This is a genomic window from Antrihabitans stalactiti (genome assembly GCF_012932915.1).
In the GTDB taxonomy this organism is placed as follows: domain Bacteria; phylum Actinomycetota; class Actinomycetes; order Mycobacteriales; family Mycobacteriaceae; genus Antrihabitans; species Antrihabitans stalactiti.
This window is the reverse complement of record NZ_VCQU01000002.1, coordinates 698,655-715,313: the sequence shown is the minus strand read 5'-3', so window position 1 is coordinate 715,313 and position 16,659 is coordinate 698,655. Positions and strand designations below refer to the sequence as shown.

General features: G+C 65.1%; 18 protein-coding genes. 1 reads left to right on the top strand and 17 read right to left on the bottom strand.

Going from position 1 to position 16,659, the window contains the following annotated elements:
• Positions 1–6: 6 nt before the first annotated feature.
• The 15 genes from FGL95_RS09055 to infC are packed head-to-tail and all read right to left on the bottom strand — an operon-like array spanning position 7 to position 13,768.
• Complete coding sequence (locus FGL95_RS09055) at positions 7–498, bottom strand: arginine repressor (RefSeq protein ID WP_169585858.1); 492 nt, start codon at positions 496–498, stop codon at positions 7–9.
• On the bottom strand, positions 495–1,430 hold the full coding sequence (argF, locus tag FGL95_RS09050; RefSeq protein WP_169585857.1) for an ornithine carbamoyltransferase: 936 nt from the start codon (positions 1,428–1,430) through the stop codon (positions 495–497). The genes FGL95_RS09055 and argF overlap by 4 nt, the downstream gene beginning before the upstream one ends.
• Complete coding sequence (locus tag FGL95_RS09045; RefSeq protein ID WP_169585856.1) at positions 1,427–2,605, bottom strand: acetylornithine transaminase; 1,179 nt, start codon at positions 2,603–2,605, stop codon at positions 1,427–1,429. Before FGL95_RS09045 ends, argF begins: the two co-directional genes overlap by 4 nt.
• Positions 2,602–3,486 carry an acetylglutamate kinase gene (gene argB, locus FGL95_RS09040; protein WP_169585855.1) on the bottom strand — a complete coding sequence of 295 codons (885 nt, stop codon included), beginning with the start codon at positions 3,484–3,486 and terminating at the stop codon, positions 2,602–2,604. The genes FGL95_RS09045 and argB overlap by 4 nt, the downstream gene beginning before the upstream one ends.
• The gene (gene argJ / locus FGL95_RS09035) at positions 3,483–4,682 is read right to left on the bottom strand and encodes a bifunctional glutamate N-acetyltransferase/amino-acid acetyltransferase ArgJ (protein WP_169585854.1); all 1,200 of its coding nucleotides are present in this window, start codon (positions 4,680–4,682) and stop codon (positions 3,483–3,485) included. Before argJ ends, argB begins: the two co-directional genes overlap by 4 nt.
• Positions 4,679–5,737, bottom strand: coding sequence for an N-acetyl-gamma-glutamyl-phosphate reductase (gene argC / locus FGL95_RS09030; RefSeq protein WP_169585853.1), 1,059 nt, complete (start codon positions 5,735–5,737; stop codon positions 4,679–4,681). The genes argJ and argC overlap by 4 nt, the downstream gene beginning before the upstream one ends.
• A gap of 60 nt (positions 5,738–5,797) precedes the next feature.
• Positions 5,798–6,550: an N-acetylmuramoyl-L-alanine amidase family protein gene (locus tag FGL95_RS09025; protein WP_169585852.1), complete on the bottom strand. Its 753-nt coding sequence runs from the start codon at positions 6,548–6,550 to the stop codon at positions 5,798–5,800.
• Positions 6,547–7,602 (bottom strand): hypothetical protein, encoded by a 1,056-nt coding sequence (locus tag FGL95_RS09020; protein ID WP_169585851.1) that lies wholly within the window; start codon positions 7,600–7,602, stop codon positions 6,547–6,549. Before FGL95_RS09020 ends, FGL95_RS09025 begins: the two co-directional genes overlap by 4 nt.
• A complete protein-coding gene (locus FGL95_RS09015; RefSeq protein WP_169585850.1) occupies positions 7,599–8,024 on the bottom strand; it encodes a hypothetical protein in 426 nt (141 codons plus the stop codon). The genes FGL95_RS09020 and FGL95_RS09015 overlap by 4 nt, the downstream gene beginning before the upstream one ends.
• A gap of 14 nt (positions 8,025–8,038) precedes the next feature.
• The gene (gene pheT, locus FGL95_RS09010; protein ID WP_169585849.1) at positions 8,039–10,507 is read right to left on the bottom strand and encodes a phenylalanine--tRNA ligase subunit beta; all 2,469 of its coding nucleotides are present in this window, start codon (positions 10,505–10,507) and stop codon (positions 8,039–8,041) included.
• 19 nt (positions 10,508–10,526) lie between these two features.
• Complete coding sequence (pheS, locus tag FGL95_RS09005) at positions 10,527–11,558, bottom strand: phenylalanine--tRNA ligase subunit alpha (RefSeq protein WP_169585848.1); 1,032 nt, start codon at positions 11,556–11,558, stop codon at positions 10,527–10,529.
• 39 nt (positions 11,559–11,597) lie between these two features.
• Positions 11,598–12,401: a TrmH family RNA methyltransferase gene (locus tag FGL95_RS09000; protein WP_169585847.1), complete on the bottom strand. Its 804-nt coding sequence runs from the start codon at positions 12,399–12,401 to the stop codon at positions 11,598–11,600.
• Between the two features lie 17 nt (positions 12,402–12,418).
• Positions 12,419–12,808, bottom strand: coding sequence for a 50S ribosomal protein L20 (gene rplT, locus FGL95_RS08995; RefSeq protein ID WP_169585846.1), 390 nt, complete (start codon positions 12,806–12,808; stop codon positions 12,419–12,421).
• A gap of 46 nt (positions 12,809–12,854) precedes the next feature.
• On the bottom strand, positions 12,855–13,049 hold the full coding sequence (rpmI, locus tag FGL95_RS08990; protein WP_169585845.1) for a 50S ribosomal protein L35: 195 nt from the start codon (positions 13,047–13,049) through the stop codon (positions 12,855–12,857).
• 53 nt (positions 13,050–13,102) lie between these two features.
• Positions 13,103–13,768 carry a translation initiation factor IF-3 gene (gene infC, locus FGL95_RS08985; protein ID WP_206071703.1) on the bottom strand — a complete coding sequence of 222 codons (666 nt, stop codon included), beginning with the start codon at positions 13,766–13,768 and terminating at the stop codon, positions 13,103–13,105.
• A gap of 373 nt (positions 13,769–14,141) precedes the next feature.
• Between infC and FGL95_RS08980 the strand changes: the two genes are divergently transcribed.
• On the top strand, positions 14,142–14,477 hold the full coding sequence (locus FGL95_RS08980; protein WP_169585844.1) for a DUF1844 domain-containing protein: 336 nt from the start codon (positions 14,142–14,144) through the stop codon (positions 14,475–14,477).
• Here FGL95_RS08980 and FGL95_RS08975 read toward each other — a convergent pair.
• Entirely contained in the window at positions 14,474–15,865 is a 1,392-nt protein-coding gene (locus FGL95_RS08975; RefSeq protein WP_169585843.1) for an alpha/beta fold hydrolase, read from the bottom strand. The genes FGL95_RS08980 and FGL95_RS08975 overlap by 4 nt on opposite strands.
• Before the next feature lie 52 nt (positions 15,866–15,917).
• Entirely contained in the window at positions 15,918–16,607 is a 690-nt protein-coding gene (locus FGL95_RS08970; RefSeq protein ID WP_169585842.1) for a helix-turn-helix transcriptional regulator, read from the bottom strand.
• Positions 16,608–16,659: the final 52 nt, after the last annotated feature.

The following is a 16,659-nucleotide window of genomic DNA, read 5'->3' as shown; positions in this document are numbered from 1 at the left end:
TTGCGTTCAGGCCAAGTCTTCGATTTTCGCGGCGAGCTGCGCGCCGGTGGTCGGTTCGCGCGCGATTACGAGAATGGTGTCATCCCCAGCAATCGTTCCGACAACGTCCGGCAAAGATGCGCGGTCCAATGCGCTCGCCAGGTAGTGCGCCGCCCCGGGCGGAGTACGCAATACCGCAAGATTTCCGCTGGCATCGGTCGAAACCAGCAACTCCGACAGCAACCGTGCCACCCGGTCGGTACCGCCGAACACCCCGCGCACGGGGCTGCCATCCTCGGGGACGACATAGACGCCACCCCCGCCGTCTGCGGCCCGCAATTTCATCGCACCGAGTTCTTCGAGGTCCCGAGACAGCGTTGCCTGCGTGGTTTCGATGCCTTCCTCGGACAGCAGCGCCGCAAGCTCGGTCTGGCTACGGACCGCGTTCGCCGAGAGCAGCTCGACGATCCGGGCTTGCCGTCCAGCTCGTGTTCGCGCGATCGCCGGATTGACCGTCATCGCAGGTCTCGCTGTTGTAGCAACCACACGAGCAACGCCTTCTGTGCGTGCAGTCGGTTCTCGGCTTCGTCCAAGACGACGCTCTGCGGCCCGTCGATCACCTCGTCGGTGATCTCTTCACCCCGATGGGCGGGAAGGCAATGCAGGACAAGTGCGTTGGGGTCGGCCTTGGCGAGCAATGCTGCGTTGATCTGGTACGGCCGGAACGGTCCGACGCGGTCGAGTCCGTCGTTCTCCTGCCCCATCGAGGTCCAGGTGTCGGTCACCAAGACGTCCGCACCGTCGACCGCCGCGATCGGATCAGTCGTGACGGTCGCCTTTGCACCCGTTTCGGCGGCCCGGGCTCGGACTGCTTCGAGCACGTGCGGCGCAGGGATGAAGCCTTCCGGCGCAGCGACGGTCACGTCGATACCTGCGGTGACGCCACCGAGCAGCAACGAGTGCGCCATGTTGTTTGCGCCGTCGCCCAGGTAGGTCATCCGCAGACCCTTCAGCTCGCCTTTGCGCTCTGCGAGCGTTTGCAGGTCGGCGAGGATCTGGCACGGGTGATAATCGTCGGACAACGCGTTCACGATGGGAACGGTTGCACCGGTTGCCATCTCCTCGAGTCGGTTCTGACCGAACGTGCGCCACACGATTGCGTCGACATAGCGCGAGAGCACCTTGCCGGTGTCCTGCAACGTTTCCTCACGACCGAGTTGCGTGCTCTTGCCGTCGACGATCACGGCGTGCCCGCCGAGTTGCGCGATGCCGACCTCGAACGAGAAGCGCGTGCGCGTCGAGTTCTTGTCGAAGATGACGCCGACGGCGCGCGGACCTTCCAGCGGTCGGTGCGAGAACGGCTCGCGCTTGAGTGCGGCCGCGAGAGCGAGTATTTCAGCCTGCTCGTCGGGCGTGATGTCGTCGTCTTTCAAAAAATGCCGCACGCTCATTGTTCCCCAGCCTTGTCGAGAATCGCAGGGAGCGCGGCGACGAACGTGTTTGCCTGCGCTTCGGTCAGGATCAGTGGTGGCGCGAGCCGAATCACATCCGGCTTTGCCGGGTTCACCAGGAATCCGGCCTCGCGCGCAGCCGCGTCGACGTGTGCCGCGACATCAGCCGTGAGCACGATACCGATGAGCAGGCCGGCGCCGCGCACATGATCGACCAGCGGATGACCGATTGCTTCGATCCCCGTGGCGATCGTCTTACCGATCGAGTCGGCATGCGAGATCAGGTCGTCGTCGGCGATCGTCCGCAGCACCGCCAATGCTGCTGCGGCGCAGACCGGATTGCCACCGAACGTGGTGCCGTGCATACCGGGCTGCAGCAGGTCCGCGGTGGGTCCGGTCGCGATGCACGCACCGATCGGCAACCCACCGCCGAGGCCTTTCGCCAGCGTCATCACATCCGGCACGATGCCTGCAGCCTGGTGTGCGTAGAACCAGCCTGTGCGCCCGATGCCGGTCTGAACCTCGTCGAGGATGAGCAAAGCACCATGGCGCGTGGTGATTTCCCGCGCCGCCGCCAGGTAACCCTCGGGCGGAACGACGACGCCGCTCTCGCCGAGGATCGGTTCGAGGAACACCGCGGCAGTCTCGTCGTCGACCGCTGCTTCCAGAGCTGCGATGTCGCCGAACGGAATATGAACGACGCCCGGCGGCATCGGTTCGAACGGTGCACGTTTCGCCGGTTGACCGGTCAGCGCGAGCGAGCCCATCGTCCGGCCGTGGAAAGCCTCTTCGCACGCAACGATTTTCAACCGTCCGGTGAGCCGGGCGATCTTGAACGCCGCCTCGTTCGCCTCGGTGCCGGAGTTGCACAGCAGCACCCGGCCTGGGGCCCCTACATGTGCAAGGAGCTGCTCGGACAACGCGATTCCCGGCTCGGTCGCGTAGAAGTTGGACGTATGGCCGAGCGTGCCGAGTTGCGTGGTGACCGCTTCGATGATCGCCGGGTGCGCGTGGCCGAGGATGTTGACCGCAATGCCGCCCAGGAAGTCCAGGTATTCCTTGCCATCGGCGTCGTAGAGCACCGCGCCCTCGCCACGGACGAGCGCCACCTTCGGCGTGCCGTAGTTGTTCATCATCGCGCCGGCCCAGCGCTGCTGCAGCTCTTGGGTGCTCATGTGGGTGTCACCATCGTTCCGATTCCCTCTCCGGTAAACATCTCCAGCAGCACCGAATGCGGCACGCGACCGTCGATGACGTGCGCGGAAGGCACCCCGCCTTGGACAGCACGCAGGCACGCTTCCATCTTCGGCACCATGCCGGAATCCAAGTTCGGCAGCAGCTCTTCGAGTGCACCCGCCGCAATTCGCGACGTCAGCGAGCCGCGATCCGGCCAATTCGTGTACAGGCCTTCGACATCGGTGAGCACGATCAACTTCTCGGCGCCGATGCCCTCGGCGAGCGCTGCAGCCGCGGTGTCGGCGTTGATGTTGTGCACGATGCCGTCGACATCCGGTGCGATCGACGAGACGACGGGAATGCGGCCGGCGCCGATGAGATCGAGAACCGCATCGGGCGAGACGGTCGTGACATCGCCGACCAGTCCGACGTCGGTCGGGGTGCCGTCGACCAACACCGTCCGGCGGGTAGCGGTGAACAGGTGCGCGTCTTCCCCCGAGATGCCCACCGCATACGGACCGTGCGAGTTGATCAACCCGACCAACTCGCGACCGACCTGGCCGAACAACACCATGCGGACGACGTCCATCACCTCGGGCGTCGTGACGCGGAACCCGCCCTTGAATTCACCTTGCATACCAAGCTTTTTCAGCATCGCACTGATTTGCGGTCCACCGCCGTGCACGACCACCGGCAACACGCCGATGGTCCGCAGAAACACCATGTCCTCGGCGAATGCGCGCTTCAGCCCGTCATCGACCATGGCATTCCCGCCGTATTTGACGACGACGATCTTGCCGGTGAACTGCTGCAACCACGGCAGTGCTTCGGCCAGAACGTAGGCCTTCTGACTCGCAGTCAGCGACTCGATGCTGGTCATGAGCTGTAGGCCGAATTCTCCTCGACGTACGCATGACTGAGGTCCGTGGTCCGGATGGTCGCCTCGGCATCGCCGATGCCGAGGCTGATCACCAGGTGGATGTCTTCGCCGGTCAGGTCGACCTCGCGAGCGCCCGGTGCACCGACGCCATCGATGCACACGGGATTGCCGTTGAACGACACCGAGATCCGGTCCGGGTCGAGCGTGATCGGGGCCATGCCGATGGCAGCCATCACCCGTCCCCAGTTCGGGTCGGAGCCGAACAACGCGGTCTTGACCAGGCTGTCCCGCGCGACCGTTCGAGCGGCCGCGACGGCCTCGTCCTCGGTCGCCGCGCCGGTCACGGTGACGCGGACTCGTTTGGTGACGCCCTCGGCGTCGGCCATCATCTGAGCGGCGAGGTCGTCACAGACGGCCAGCACGGCGGCGTCGAGGTCTTCTTGCGACGGCTCCACGCCACTGGCGCCCGAACTCAGCAGCAGCACAGTGTCGTTCGTCGACGATGCGCCGTCGACGTCGAGGCGGTCGAAGGTCAGGCGAGTTGCCGCGCGTAGCGCTTGGTTCAGTTGCTCGGTGGTCGCGACCGCGTCGGTCGTGATCACCGACAGCATGGTTGCCAGGGCAGGCGCCAACATGCCTGCACCCTTCGCCATTCCGCCGACGACCCATTTTCCGTCGTGATGGAACGCGGCTTCCTTGGCGACGGTGTCGGTGGTCATGATGGCGTGCGCCGCGTCGGTGCCGCCCGAGATTCCGCCCGCAAGTTCATGCACGATCTCGGTGAGGCCAGGCACCAACTTCTCCATCGGCAGCCGATCGCCGATCAACCCGGTCGAGCAGACGGCGACCTCGATCGCGCCGGTCTCGGTCCCCCAATTGCTCAGTGCGGCAGCCAGTTCCTCAGCGGTCCGGTGGGTGTCCTGGAAGCCCGGCGCGCCCGTACAGGCATTCGCCCCGCCGGAATTGAGGACGACCGCGCGGACCCGACCGGTCGTAAGGACCTGCTGCGACCACAACACCGGCGCAGCTTTGACCTTGTTGGAGGTGAACACACCGGCGGCCGCAGTCTCCGGGCCCTCGTTGAAGACGAGCGCCAAGTCCGCCTTACCACTCTTCTTGATTCCGGCCTTGATACCCGCGGCTCGAAAGCCGGCAGGAGCGGTGACGCCTTGCGTGCGAAGCAATTTGCCGTTCAAGGAGCTACTCCCACCGTCGAGAGCCCATCGGTTTCGGGGAAACCGAGGGCGAGGTTCATGGACTGAATTGCAGCGCCGGCCGTGCCTTTGGTGAGGTTGTCGATCGCGGCGATCACGACGAGCAGGCCTGCGCCCTCGTCGACCGCCACGCCGAGCACTGCCGCGTTCGATCCCACCACCGAACCGGACTGTGGGAACTGGTTTTCCGGAAGGACGTGGACAAAAGGCTCGTCGGCGTATGCCTTTTCGTACACCGCACGCGCCTCTGCCAGCGTCGCCGTCGTCGGCGCGGTGCAGGTCGCGAGGATGCCACGAGGCATCGGCACAAGGACCGGAGTAAACGACACGGTGACAGTCGAATCCGTCAGAGCGCCCAGGTTTTGGATGATCTCGGGCGTGTGCCGATGCACTCCCCCGACGCCGTACGCCCGCACCGACCCCATCACCTCGGCGCCCAACAAATTGGCTTTGGGCGCGCGCCCTGCGCCGGACGCGCCGCTGACCGCAACGACATTGATGCGCGGCTCCACGATTCCCGCAGCAACGGCGGGAGCCATCGCGAGACTCGCTGCCGTCGGGTAGCACCCCGGCACCGCGATTCTCGTTGCGCCGACCAGCTTCTCCCGGCCACCCGGAAGCTCGGGAAGACCGTAGGGCCAGCTACCCGCATGCGCACTGCCGTAGTAGCGCTCCCACGCAGCGGCGTCGGTCAATCGGAAGTCCGCACCGCAGTCGATGATGACGGTCGACTCCGGAAGCGCCTTGGCAATCTCCGCGGAATTCCCGTGCGGAAGGCCGAGGAAGACGACGTCGTGCCCCGCAAGCTCGTCGAGCGTGGTCGCCGACAGCACGCGATCGGCGATCGGCAACAGGTGCGGATGGTGCTCGCCGAGCGTGCTGCCTGCGTTTCCGCCCGCCGTCAGCGCGCCGATGGTCAATGCACCGCTCTGGTATGCGGGGTGGCCCAACAACAGTCGCAGGATCTCGCCACCGGCGTAGCCGCTCGCTCCTGCGATCGCAACGGTGCCTGGGCTTTCAGGCGTCCAATCTCCCATGCGATTTATTATGCACCATCATGCAAGCTCATTCATAGAATGGTGCCTGAAACTCCGCACTCAGCCGAGGAAGGCCACGATCCCGTTCGCGATGACCTCTGCGTAGTGCTGCCTGCCGTCGGGCGACGACAAGATCGCGGCCTCGATCGGATCGCGCATATTGGCGCATTCGATGAGTGCAGACGGGCGCTCGGACAGATTCAGACCGGCCAGATCCTCACGTGGATTCAACCCATTGGACCCGACGTAGTTGGATGGCACGAATCCTGCGCCCGCCAATGCGTCGCGCAGCGTGGTCGCGAGCCGAATCGACGGCTCACCCTGAGCGTCGTTGAGCGGGGGTGCCGAGTAGGCGACATGGAAGCCGCGCGCATCCGCGGAATCGTTGCCGTCCCCATGGATGGAGACCACCGCAGCCGCGTTGGCACGGTTGCCGATCGCCGCCCGTTCGTCGACGCACGGTCCGACGCCGTCGTCGGAGTTTCGGGTCATGATCACCTGAACGCCGCGCAGCGTGAGCAGATCGCGGACTCGGTTCGCGACGTCGAAGGTGAACGCATGCTCGGAGTAGCCGGTGTTCGTCGAGGTACCGCTGGTGTTGCACGCCTTCGTCCCACCGCGACCGGTCGGCACCTGCCGATTCAGCTCCGCTGGCGTACCGCCACCGTTGTGCCCTGGATCGAGAACGACGACGGCGCCGAGCGGGAGCTTCTCCGGCAAAGGTGCGGGCGCGGTCTGCGCTGCCGTCGTGCACGCACCCATCACCACTGTGGCGAGTGCTGCAACGAAGACGGCGCGTACGGCTCGAGTCATGAGGTCACGATAGCGGCCGCACCTGCGTCGGAAAGCAAGGCCAAGGTCGCGTCGGAGGTGAAAAACGGAGCCAACCGTGACCGGATCTGGGCCGCGAGAACGCCATCCGACTTCGCTGCCTCGAGGATGGGCGGGGCGAAGGCGACGATGTCGGTGACGACCTCGTCTGCGCTGATCCCGACCTCGACCAAAAGTCCGGCAAGGGTATGCGAACCGTACTTCTCGAAGAAGACGTCGATGCCCGCGTCGATAGCGTGACCGATGTACTCCTTGTTGCGCGAGGTCCTCGCGATCTCGTGAATGATCACAACCAGCTCGCGCAGGTCCGTCTGGGTCAGGTACTCGCGGAGTCCGCTGACCGGCTCGTCGGCATGCAGATCCCAGAACTCCATGGCCGCGTCGTGCAGCGGGGCGTCGTGAATGAGCTCTCGAATTGCATTGTTGGTGCGGCGCAACGCAAATTGAGCGCCCCTTCCAGCGACGTCGCCGAGGAACCCCTCGAAGTGTCGATCACCCGCACTCCGGACCTTGGTTGCCGCACCCTTCCCCATCTTCAGCACAGCCGACATGCCAGGCACCTTCTCGGCCCGAGCACGGTTGGCTGCCATGAAGTCCGCGACAATCTTGTTTACGAAGGACGACGCGATGTTGGCGACCAGCGGGCTTTCGGTCAGTCGCTCCAGCGCACGATCGTGCAGCGTGTTCATCGTCAGGAACTTCTCGATCAACGCCGCGACCGGCTCGCGGTCGACTACGTCGCCGAGGGTGTACTCGTCGCTGGCGGCCATGTCGTAGATCGCGTCCGCGACGGCGACCGTCATATCCTCGATGATGTCGCTGCCGCCGACCGCGTCTGTGAGTCGATGACCAACGGCCTTGACCATCGCGCTGTCGACGACCTCGGAGACGATCATCGTGTCGGCCACCGCAAGGACGTCGGCAACGTCGCGTGCCACGACGTCTTTGAAGCGTTCGCCCGTCAGCTCTGCGAGTACGAACTCGACCTGGGCGTCGAGCAGCCGATCGGCCAACTCCTTCGGATCCGCGGTCACTCGGTGCCCTTCGGCTTGTCTTCGGTGCCGTGCACGGAGCGGCGAATCTCTTCCAGCCGCTCACGACCGGCCTTTTCGCGTGCATCCCACTGCTCTTGCAGCGACTGACCTGCAGGAGTCGACTTGTCGAGTTCGCGGCGGCCCAGCGAAGTGCCGAAGCGTTGGTCGATCTTGTCGCGGACGCGATCGAGCGTAGGAACACCGGCGTCGGTGTAGTCAGGCGCAGGTGCCTGGACCGTAGGCGCGATCACCGGCGCAGGTGCCACAGCCGGAAGCTGCACCGGCGGTGGCACATTCCCGACCGCCGCCGCATGCAATGCCGCGAGACCGGGTCGATCCGCCGTGACGTCTCGCACCACATCCCGCAGTTCTTGGTCGGTCAAAGTACGTAACCATGCGAGTGCGTCGCTGTTGTCCACCACGACGCCCAGGCTACTCAGCTCCGGAGTTCGGCGCCGACAGCTGTGGCCGCGGCAGCAACGGCCGCATCCCGGACCGCGCTGGCCTCGTCTTCGGTGAGGGTGCGGTCGTGGGCGCGGATGCGCAGCGCGAACGTGAGCGACTTGCGGCCGCCGAGCTGCTCGCCCTCGTAGACGTCGAACAGTCTGATGTCCTCGAGCAGATCGCCTGCACCGAACAGCAGCGCTGCCTCGACCACGGACGCGGGAACCGACTTGTCGACCGCCACCGACACGTCCTGCAGCACGGCAGGGAACGGGGAAACAGCAGGTGCAGGCAGGGATTCGACGATCGGCAGCGCATCGAGATCGAGTTCGAACGCACACGTCCGACGCGGCAGATGCGACCGCTCGAGCACCGCAGGGTGCAGTTCCCCTGCGTGACCGACGACGACACCGTCGACGAGCAGCGCTGCGCACCTGCCGGGATGCCACGGCAGCTGCTGGGCAGCCTGCCGTTCGATGGTGACGCCAGCGGTCAACGCAATTGCTTCGACGGCCGCGAACGCGTCTTCGGCTTGGGCAGGCCGACCTGGCCCCCACGGGCCTCGCGGTTCGCGATCACCGGTCAAGACGCCCGCGATGTGGACGGGCTGCGCAGGCAACGAGGCTTTCAGGACCGCGATCTCGTCGTCGGTGGGTCGGCGATCGACAGGCAGCGGATCCACGGCACGGGTGTTCGGACCGGGCTGCACGACCTGCGCGATCCCGAAGATCGACAGGTCACGCTGGCCCCGAGCGATATTGCGGCCGGCCACTTCGAGCAAACCGGGTAGCAGGGTCGTTGCCAATTCGGGTCGGTCCGCTTCCAGCGGATTCAGCACGCGGGCGGTGTGGCGCCTCGGATCGTCCCGGTCGAGCCCCCAGATATCGAACACGCCCGTCGGCAGAAACACCGGCGGGGGTACCTCGACGAAACCTTCGAAGGCGAGGGCACGGCCGAGCGCGCGCCGCCGTCGCTGGGCCGCGGTCAAACCGCGACCGGGCGGCGCCGCGACCAGCACTGACGGAATCTGCTCCAGCCCTTCGAGCCGCAGCACTTCCTCGACGAGGTCGGCCGGCTGGACGAGATCGGGCCGCCACGACGGCGGCGTGACCGCCAGCGTGCCCTTTCCCTTGACGGCGCAACCGATTTGCGTAAGACGACTGACCGTCGTGCCTGCCGGGTAGGACACTCCAGCGATGCGGTCCGGGAGATCGGCCGCGATCTTGATCGACGGACGTGCTGCAGGCGCGCCACCGACATCGGTGAGGACGTCTTCCACTGTGCCACCGGCGATCTCGACCAGCAGGGAGGCGGCACGATCGAGCGCGGCAATGTTGAGGGCGGGGTCTACGACGCGCTCGAATCGTTTCGAGGCCTCCGACGACAGCTTGTGCCGGCGGGCAGTGCGGAAGATCGCCAGTGGATTCCAGGTCGCTGCCTCGAGCAGGATGTCGGTCGACTCGCCGCCGACCTCTGTCGTCGCGCCACCCATCACCCCTGCAAGTGAGATCACGCCGGTGTCGTCTGCGATGACGACGTCTTCCACGTCGAGCACTCGCTCCGCATCGTCGAGAGTGGACAGCTTCTCTCCCGCTGTCGCGCGACGAACGACCAACCCGCCGTTGAGCTTTGCAGCATCGAACGCGTGCAGCGGCTGGCCGAGCTCGAGCATCACGTAGTTGGTGACGTCGACCGCAGGCGAAATCGGCCGCACGCCCGACAACAGCAGACGGCGTTGCAACCACCACGGACTCGTCGCCTGTGGGTCGATCCCGGTGACCCTGCGCAGCGCGAATCGCGTCGCGCCGGAATCGGGCTCGACCGTCACGGGCCACGCTTCGCCCTTGGCGTTCTGCGCGAGTTCGATTGCAGGGTCGGCGAATTCAAGGTCGAAACCGCACGCGAGTTCACGGGTGAGGCCACGAAGAGAGAAGCAATAGCCGCGGTCGGGGGTGATGTTGAGTTCGATGATGGTGTCGCCGAGACCGAGCAACTCGTTGCCGTCGGATCCCGGCTTCGCGGTCCCGGGTTCGAGGACCAAAATCCCCGAATGGTCCTTGCCGACACCGAGTTCGGCGACCGAGCAGATCATGCCGTCCGAGACGCGACCGTAGGTCTTGCGCGACGCGATCTCGAAGCCACCCGGAAGCACGGCGCCGGGCAGGGCAACGACGACCAGGTCGCCCACCGAGAAGTTCCGTGCGCCGCAGACGATTCCACGCGGCTCTGCTTCACCGACGTCGACCTGACAGAACCGGATCGGCTTCTTGAACTCGGTGAGTTCCTCGATGTCGGCCACTCGGCCGACCACCAACGGACCGTCGACCGGATGCAACGGGTCGACCTCTTCCACCTCGAGTCCGACGCGCACGAAACCCGCGTCCAACTCCTCGGGAGTCACCGACCAGCCGGGATTGGCCCGGTCGAGGATCTCGGTCAACCAGGATTGCGCTACTCGCACGTCGAAGTCGCTTTCTTTCTCAGGCCTGCACGCCGAATGGCAGCGTGAACCGGACATCGCCTTCGACGATGTCGCGCATGTCGTCGATGTCGTTGCGGAACTGCAGGGTTCGCTCGAGGCCCATGCCGAACGCGAAGCCTGTGTAGACCTCGGGATCGATGCCGCATGCGCGCAACACATTCGGATTCACCATGCCGCAGCCGCCCCACTCGATCCAGCCCGCGCCACCCTTCTTGCTCGGGAACCAGACGTCGACCTCGGCAGACGGCTCGGTGAACGGGAAGTAATTGGGGCGCATGCGGGTTCGTGCGTCCGGACCCAGGATGCCGCGCGCGAACGCATCGAGCGTCCCCCGCAGATGCGCCATCGTCAGGCCCTTGTCGACCGCCAAGCCCTCGATCTGCGAGAACACCGGCGTGTGGGTCGCGTCGAGTTCGTCGGTACGAAAGGTCCGGCCGGGGCAGACGACGTAGATGGGCAGCTCACGCTCGAGCATCGTCCTGATCTGGACCGGCGACGTATGGGTCCGCAGTACCTGCCGGGATCCCTCGGGCGCGACGTGGAAGGTGTCCTGCATCGTCCGTGCCGGGTGATCGGGCAAGAAGTTCAGTGCGTCGAAGTTGAAGTGCTCGGTCTCGACCTCCGGCCCCTCGGCAACCTCCCAGCCCATCGCGACGAAGATATCGGCGACCTGCTCGGAGATGACGGTGATCGGATGGCGAGCGCCGAGAGCTCGACGGGTTGCCGGCAGCGTCACGTCGATCGACTCGGCTTCCAGGACTGCGGCGTCGCGTTCGGCGAGCAGCACGGCGCGGCGTGCTTCGTAAGCGTTGTTGACCCGAACCCGCGCGGCGTTCACTCGCTTGCCTGCGTCGGCTTTCTGGTCTTTCGGCAGTGCACCCATGCCGCGGCGCGCCAGCGCAATAGGAGACTTGTCGCCCAGATGCTCGGTTTTGGCTTCGGCGAGCGCGTCCAAATCGGCCGCCGCCGCGAACGCCTTCTCAGCTGCGGCGGCTGCCGCTGCGAGGGACTCTTCGCTCAGCGGATCCATGGTGCCAACTCCTGACCTCGTCTATGTAGGAATTTGATCCTACGAGATTGATTTGCCCCTTCGTTGCGCGCGTGAGCTCGCATACAGACAGATCGCCGCTGCCGTAGCCAGATTCAAGCTCTCCGCACGGCCCTGGATCGGGATGCGAATGCGGTGATCGGCGCGAGCGAGAACGCTGGACGGCAGACCATGGGCTTCGTTGCCGAACAGCCATGCGGTCGGGCCGTCGAGCAGTTCGTCTGCATCGTCCAGATCTACTTCACCATCGGCCGCGGTGGCGAACAACCGAATATCGGTCAGGCTGTCGAGCACCGAGTCGATGCTGCGCTCCCGTGCGATGGGGATATGGAACAGGCTGCCTGCGGACGCGCGGACACACTTGCCGTTGTGCGGATCGACCGTGTTGCCTGCGAAGACGACTCCGTCGGCGCCGACCGCATCAGCAACGCGAACCACAGTGCCTGCGTTGCCTGGGTCGGCTATGTCGATCGGAACGGCCAGCAACCGCGGCTTTGCGCCGAGCACTTGCGACAACGGAACGTCGATCTGGCGGCAGACGGCGACCAGTCCTGGCGGCGTGACCGTGTCTCCCAGTGCTCGGGCGGCCTTGTCGTTGACGAGCGATGCCCGCAGTCCTGACTTCAACGCACGATCGACGAGCGCCATCGCGCGTGCGCCGGCGTCGGCTGTGTAGAACAGCTCGCTGACATGGCCCCCGTCGAGTGCCGACCCGACCGCGTTCGCTCCCTCCGCGAGGAACTCGCCGGTCTTCTTACGATCGGCAGTGCGATGCAGCTTTACAGACGAGACGACCCGTGGAGTCCGCTCGGTGAGGGGCTCCACGGGTCGTGGGTCGTGAATCAAGCAGCCGGTGCGTTGGCAGCGTTTACATCCGAAGGCAGTGCTGCCTTCGCGATCGCAACCAAGCCGGCGAACGCCTCGGCGTCCGACACCGCGAGTTCCGCGAGGATCTTGCGGTCGACCTCTACGCCAGCGGCCTTGAGGCCCTGGACGAAGCGGTTGTACGTGATGTCGTTGGCGCGAGCCGCGGCGTTGATGCGGGTGATCCACAGCTTGCGGAAATCACCCTTGCGCGCCCGGCGGTCGCGGTATGCGTAGCCGAGCGAGTGGAGCTGCTGCTCCTTGGCCTTGCGGTAGAGGCGCGAACGCTGACCGCGGTAGCCCTTCGATGCCTCGAGTACACTCCGACGCTTCTTCTGGGCGTTGACCGCCCTTTTAACGCGTGCCACTGGAAAATCCTGTCGATCTGGGGGCAGTTACGCCCCGATGGTCAAGTTAGATACCGAGCAAGCGCTTGATGCGCGGAGCGTCAACCTTTGCAACCGACTCCGTGCCCTCGAGGCGACGGGTCCGGCGGCTGGACTTGTGCTCGAGCAGGTGGCGACGGTTTGCCTGCTCGCGGAGCAGCTTGCCGCGCCCGGACACCTTGAATCGCTTCGAGGCGCCGCTGTGGCTCTTCATCTTTGGCATTGAAATCCCCTGGTTCTCGGTCGTGCTCTGTTCACATTGTGAAATGTGGTGGTCTAGCCGCTGGTGGCTTCGCCGCTCGGTGCAGCGGGTGCTGCAGGCGCCTGCGGAGCTGCCGTTGCGGGCGGATCCGATGCGCGCTGGTGAGCCGCCACGCGGGTTTTCGCACCCTTGTGGGGCGCGAGCACCATGGTCATGTTGCGGCCATCTTGCTTTGCCGAAGTCTCGACGAATCCCAACTCGACGACGTCCGCGGCTAGACGCTGCAGCAACCGGTAACCCAATTCGGGCCTGGACTGCTCGCGACCGCGGAACATGATCGTCACCTTGACCTTCGAACCGACCTCGAGGAAGCGAATCACGTTGCGCTTCTTCGTCTCGTAGTCGTGATCGTCGATCTTGGGACGGAGCTTCTGCTCCTTGATGACAGTCTGTTGTTGGTTCTTGCGAGACTCCCGCGCTTTCTGCGCCGTCTCGTATTTGAACTTGCCGTAGTCCATGATCTTGCAGACCGGTGGACGGGCATCGGGAGCAACCTCGACGAGGTCGAGGTCGGCTTCGAGGGCGACGCGAAGTGCATCTTCAACACGCACGATCCCAACCTGCTCACCGCCTGGTCCGATAAGACGGACCTCGGGAACACGGATGCGATCGTTGATGCGGGTCTCTGTGGTGATGGGGCCTCCTAGGTAGAGCGGTGTCCTTATGACAACCGCCCGCAGCCTGGAACCCTTCCCGTACTCAACGCAAAGAACCCCGCGTCGTTTCCGATGCGAGGCCCGATTGTCGACCGATCTGCTGACGCACAGCCCATAGGCATGGCGACAACCCCTCGAAAATATCGAGGGAGCTCATTCGCGGTGTCTAATGCAAGACGCCTCGAACGAGCGACCGGAACCGTAGCGTGTGCTTGCCGCGCAACGGTGGGAGTCGGGCTCCACTTACTGCCCTGAGGGTTCGCATGAACCGTTCAGGGAGGTCGTCGGGGAGAAGTCTAGCATTTATGCACGTCGCGACCGAATCGTCGGAAACTGTGCGTGATTTTCACCCCTCTGGCAGTGAGACACGCGCACGGGAACGGTAGCGTCGGCACCCGTGAGCGACCAACCCGTCCGTGAGCTAGCCGACGTCCCTGCGGTCGAGGTAATCAGCCGAGCTGCAGTGATGCTGATGAGTTCGGCAGCCGAGAAGCTGGGACTGTCCGATCCGGACCCGGATAACAGCCCCCACCGTGACCTCGACGAAGCGCGTCGGGTGATCACTGCGCTCGCCGGCCTGGTCACGGCGTCGGTCGAGTACCTCGGTCCGCACGCTGGTCCGATCCGCGAGGGCTTGCAGGCGCTGCAGAAGGCGTTCCGCGAATCGTCTGCGCACCCCGACGAGCCAGGCAAAGGCCCGGGAGAGAAGCTGACCGGACCCGTCTGGACCTAATGGTTCTCGTGCTGGACACCTAGCAATTTGTGAATCCCATGCAGGCCGTCCCGTATCGGTCCGGCTGGGGTCATGCCCTCGACCGTCTCGACCAGGTCACCCAGGCTGTCGATGATGCTGCCGCCGGTCGACTTGTAAGCGGGCGTCATAGGCTCGTTGGTCTCGGTCGCGGCATCGTTTTTCGACATGACGATGTTCGGTCCGGCGCCGACGCTCTCGCTCTCGACTGCCGTGACGATGCGAAGCAGCTCGGCGTTGACTTCGTCCTTGGCCTCGAGGATCGTCATGTGCCCGCATTTGTCGACAGTCGTCAGCGTCGCATCGGGTAGCGAACCGATGAAATTGCGATCTCGGGCGGGAACGATTCGATCCTTGGCACCCTCGATCACAGCGACATGCGCGTCGCCCAACGCGGCCAACGTCGGCCGCTCGTCGTGATCGAGAATCGCCGCGACGAGGTCGCCGGTCTGGCGAAAACCGTTGGCGTAGACGATCGATGCAGTCGTGCGTAACGCCTTCTTGGAACCCCGTTTGCCAATTGCGAAATATCGCAGCGACAGCAGGTACGGCGCCAGCCCCATCAATCGCGGAACGAACCTGGGCAGCGCGTCGAGCACCAACAGGAAACCGGCCGCTTCACGACGCATCAGCCAGCTGACCGGCGAGAGAATCCGCCACAGGCCGAAGGTCATGGTCGTGCCGAGTCGGTCCGGCGTCGCCGAGCACAGCACGTAACCGCTGGTGCGGAGGGCGAGATCCGGGCGAACGACGGGGAGCGCAAGAACGGTCAAGCCACCCATCGAATGGCCGCACAGGACGAGTCGGCCGGTCCGCGCGGTGGCATCGATGACCAACCCCAAGTCCTCTGCCAGTTGCCGCACACCGCGGACCTTCTGGTCCAGCTTTCGCGCGTCGGACTTGCCGTGCCCACGCGCGTCGTAGCTGACCCTGCGGACCGAGCTGTCCGCCAACGCTGCTCGCTGAAAACGCCACGAGCTCGCGTTCATCTGAATCCCGTGCACGAAGACGACCGTCGTCTGCGCGTTCGCCGGTCCCTCCACTTCGACGTGCAGCTTGGCACCATCAGCCGTGCGCACGGTTTCGGTTTGGCCGGCGCGGCCCTTGTCTGCCAATTCGCGCCACGGTCGGCCGTCCCAGTATTCGAGTACGCCGAACCACCCTGCGAGGAAGATCCCGCCGCCCAGGAGGACGACGCCGATCGCCCACCAGACGAGCGAGCTGAGGCTCATGACCTGGAGCAGTCCGTAGATTGCCCACACCGCGACTGCCAAAGCGATGAGCGCTGCTCCCCCGGCCAGCACGAGGAATTCGAGAACGCACGCCGCTCGCGAACGGCGCGCGTGGTCGTACTGTCCTGTGCTGGCCATCGCACACCTCCGAGATCGGCGTTCAACCTCGGTCGATCGTAAGCTTTACGGTTCACCCGCGGATCGGAAACGCGTCGGCTGGTGGCTCGCCGAAGACAGCGGGGTCACGCGGCTCGAACTGGCGTGTCGTGACCGCTGCATCGGTCACGCGGTCGAGGCGGAACCACCGCACAGCGTTGCGCGTCAGACACCATCCGATGACGTACCAATGGCCGTCGGTGAACGCCAAAAGCTGTGGCTCGACTCTGCGGAGGGATCGGTTTCCGTCGCCGTCCGTGTAGCCGAGCGAGACGACGAGGTTCCGCTCCACGCCCTCCTCGATCGCTCGGCGGATAGTCGCCGCCGAACCGTCGGCCCCACGCACCCACACCCGTGCGCCCACTTTCTCGACCTGCTGCCGAGAGGCGGGGTCCATGACATCGAGCAGCTTGGCCAGCGCAGCGCGACCGTCCTGTGCGTACGGCGCGTCGCGGTTCATCGCCAACGCGACCGCGATCGCGACTGCCTGCGCCGATGTGAAATTGACCGGTGGCAGCGACGGCTGGCCGATGAGGAAGTACCCGCCGCCCGGACCCGCCTGCGCCGCGATGGCGCTGCCGGCCGCCTGCAAAGTCGCGATGTCGCGTTTGATCGTCCGCGTCGTGACTTCCAACAGGTGTGCGAGTTGTTCGGCTGTTCGGCCACGGTCACCGACGCGGCGCAGTTCCTCCATGATCGCGTGAAGTCGGGCCGCTCGCTGCATCGATAAATCGTGACATAAATAGTGACAGGCAGGTGTCACCAGGCCGATGGCA

Bases quoted from the DNA above. Each gene is read 5' to 3' on its own strand.
- FGL95_RS08975 (WP_169585843.1), bottom strand. From the start codon at position 15,865: ATGGCCAGCACAGGACAGTACGACCACGCGCGCCGTTCGCGAGCGGCG.
- argC (WP_169585853.1), bottom strand. From the start codon at position 5,737: ATGGGAGATTGGACGCCTGAAAGCCCAGGCACCGTTGCGATCGCAGGA.
- FGL95_RS08970 (WP_169585842.1), bottom strand. From the start codon at position 16,607: ATGCAGCGAGCGGCCCGACTTCACGCGATCATGGAGGAACTGCGCCGC.
- FGL95_RS09045 (WP_169585856.1), bottom strand. From the start codon at position 2,605: ATGAGCACCCAAGAGCTGCAGCAGCGCTGGGCCGGCGCGATGATGAAC.
- argB (WP_169585855.1), bottom strand. From the start codon at position 3,486: ATGACCAGCATCGAGTCGCTGACTGCGAGTCAGAAGGCCTACGTTCTG.
- pheS (WP_169585848.1), bottom strand. From the start codon at position 11,558: ATGGATCCGCTGAGCGAAGAGTCCCTCGCAGCGGCAGCCGCCGCAGCT.
- argF (WP_169585857.1), bottom strand. From the start codon at position 1,430: ATGAGCGTGCGGCATTTTTTGAAAGACGACGACATCACGCCCGACGAG.
- FGL95_RS09025 (WP_169585852.1), bottom strand. From the start codon at position 6,550: ATGACTCGAGCCGTACGCGCCGTCTTCGTTGCAGCACTCGCCACAGTG.
- FGL95_RS09055 (WP_169585858.1), bottom strand. From the start codon at position 498: ATGACGGTCAATCCGGCGATCGCGCGAACACGAGCTGGACGGCAAGCC.
- rpmI (WP_169585845.1), bottom strand. From the start codon at position 13,049: ATGCCAAAGATGAAGAGCCACAGCGGCGCCTCGAAGCGATTCAAGGTG.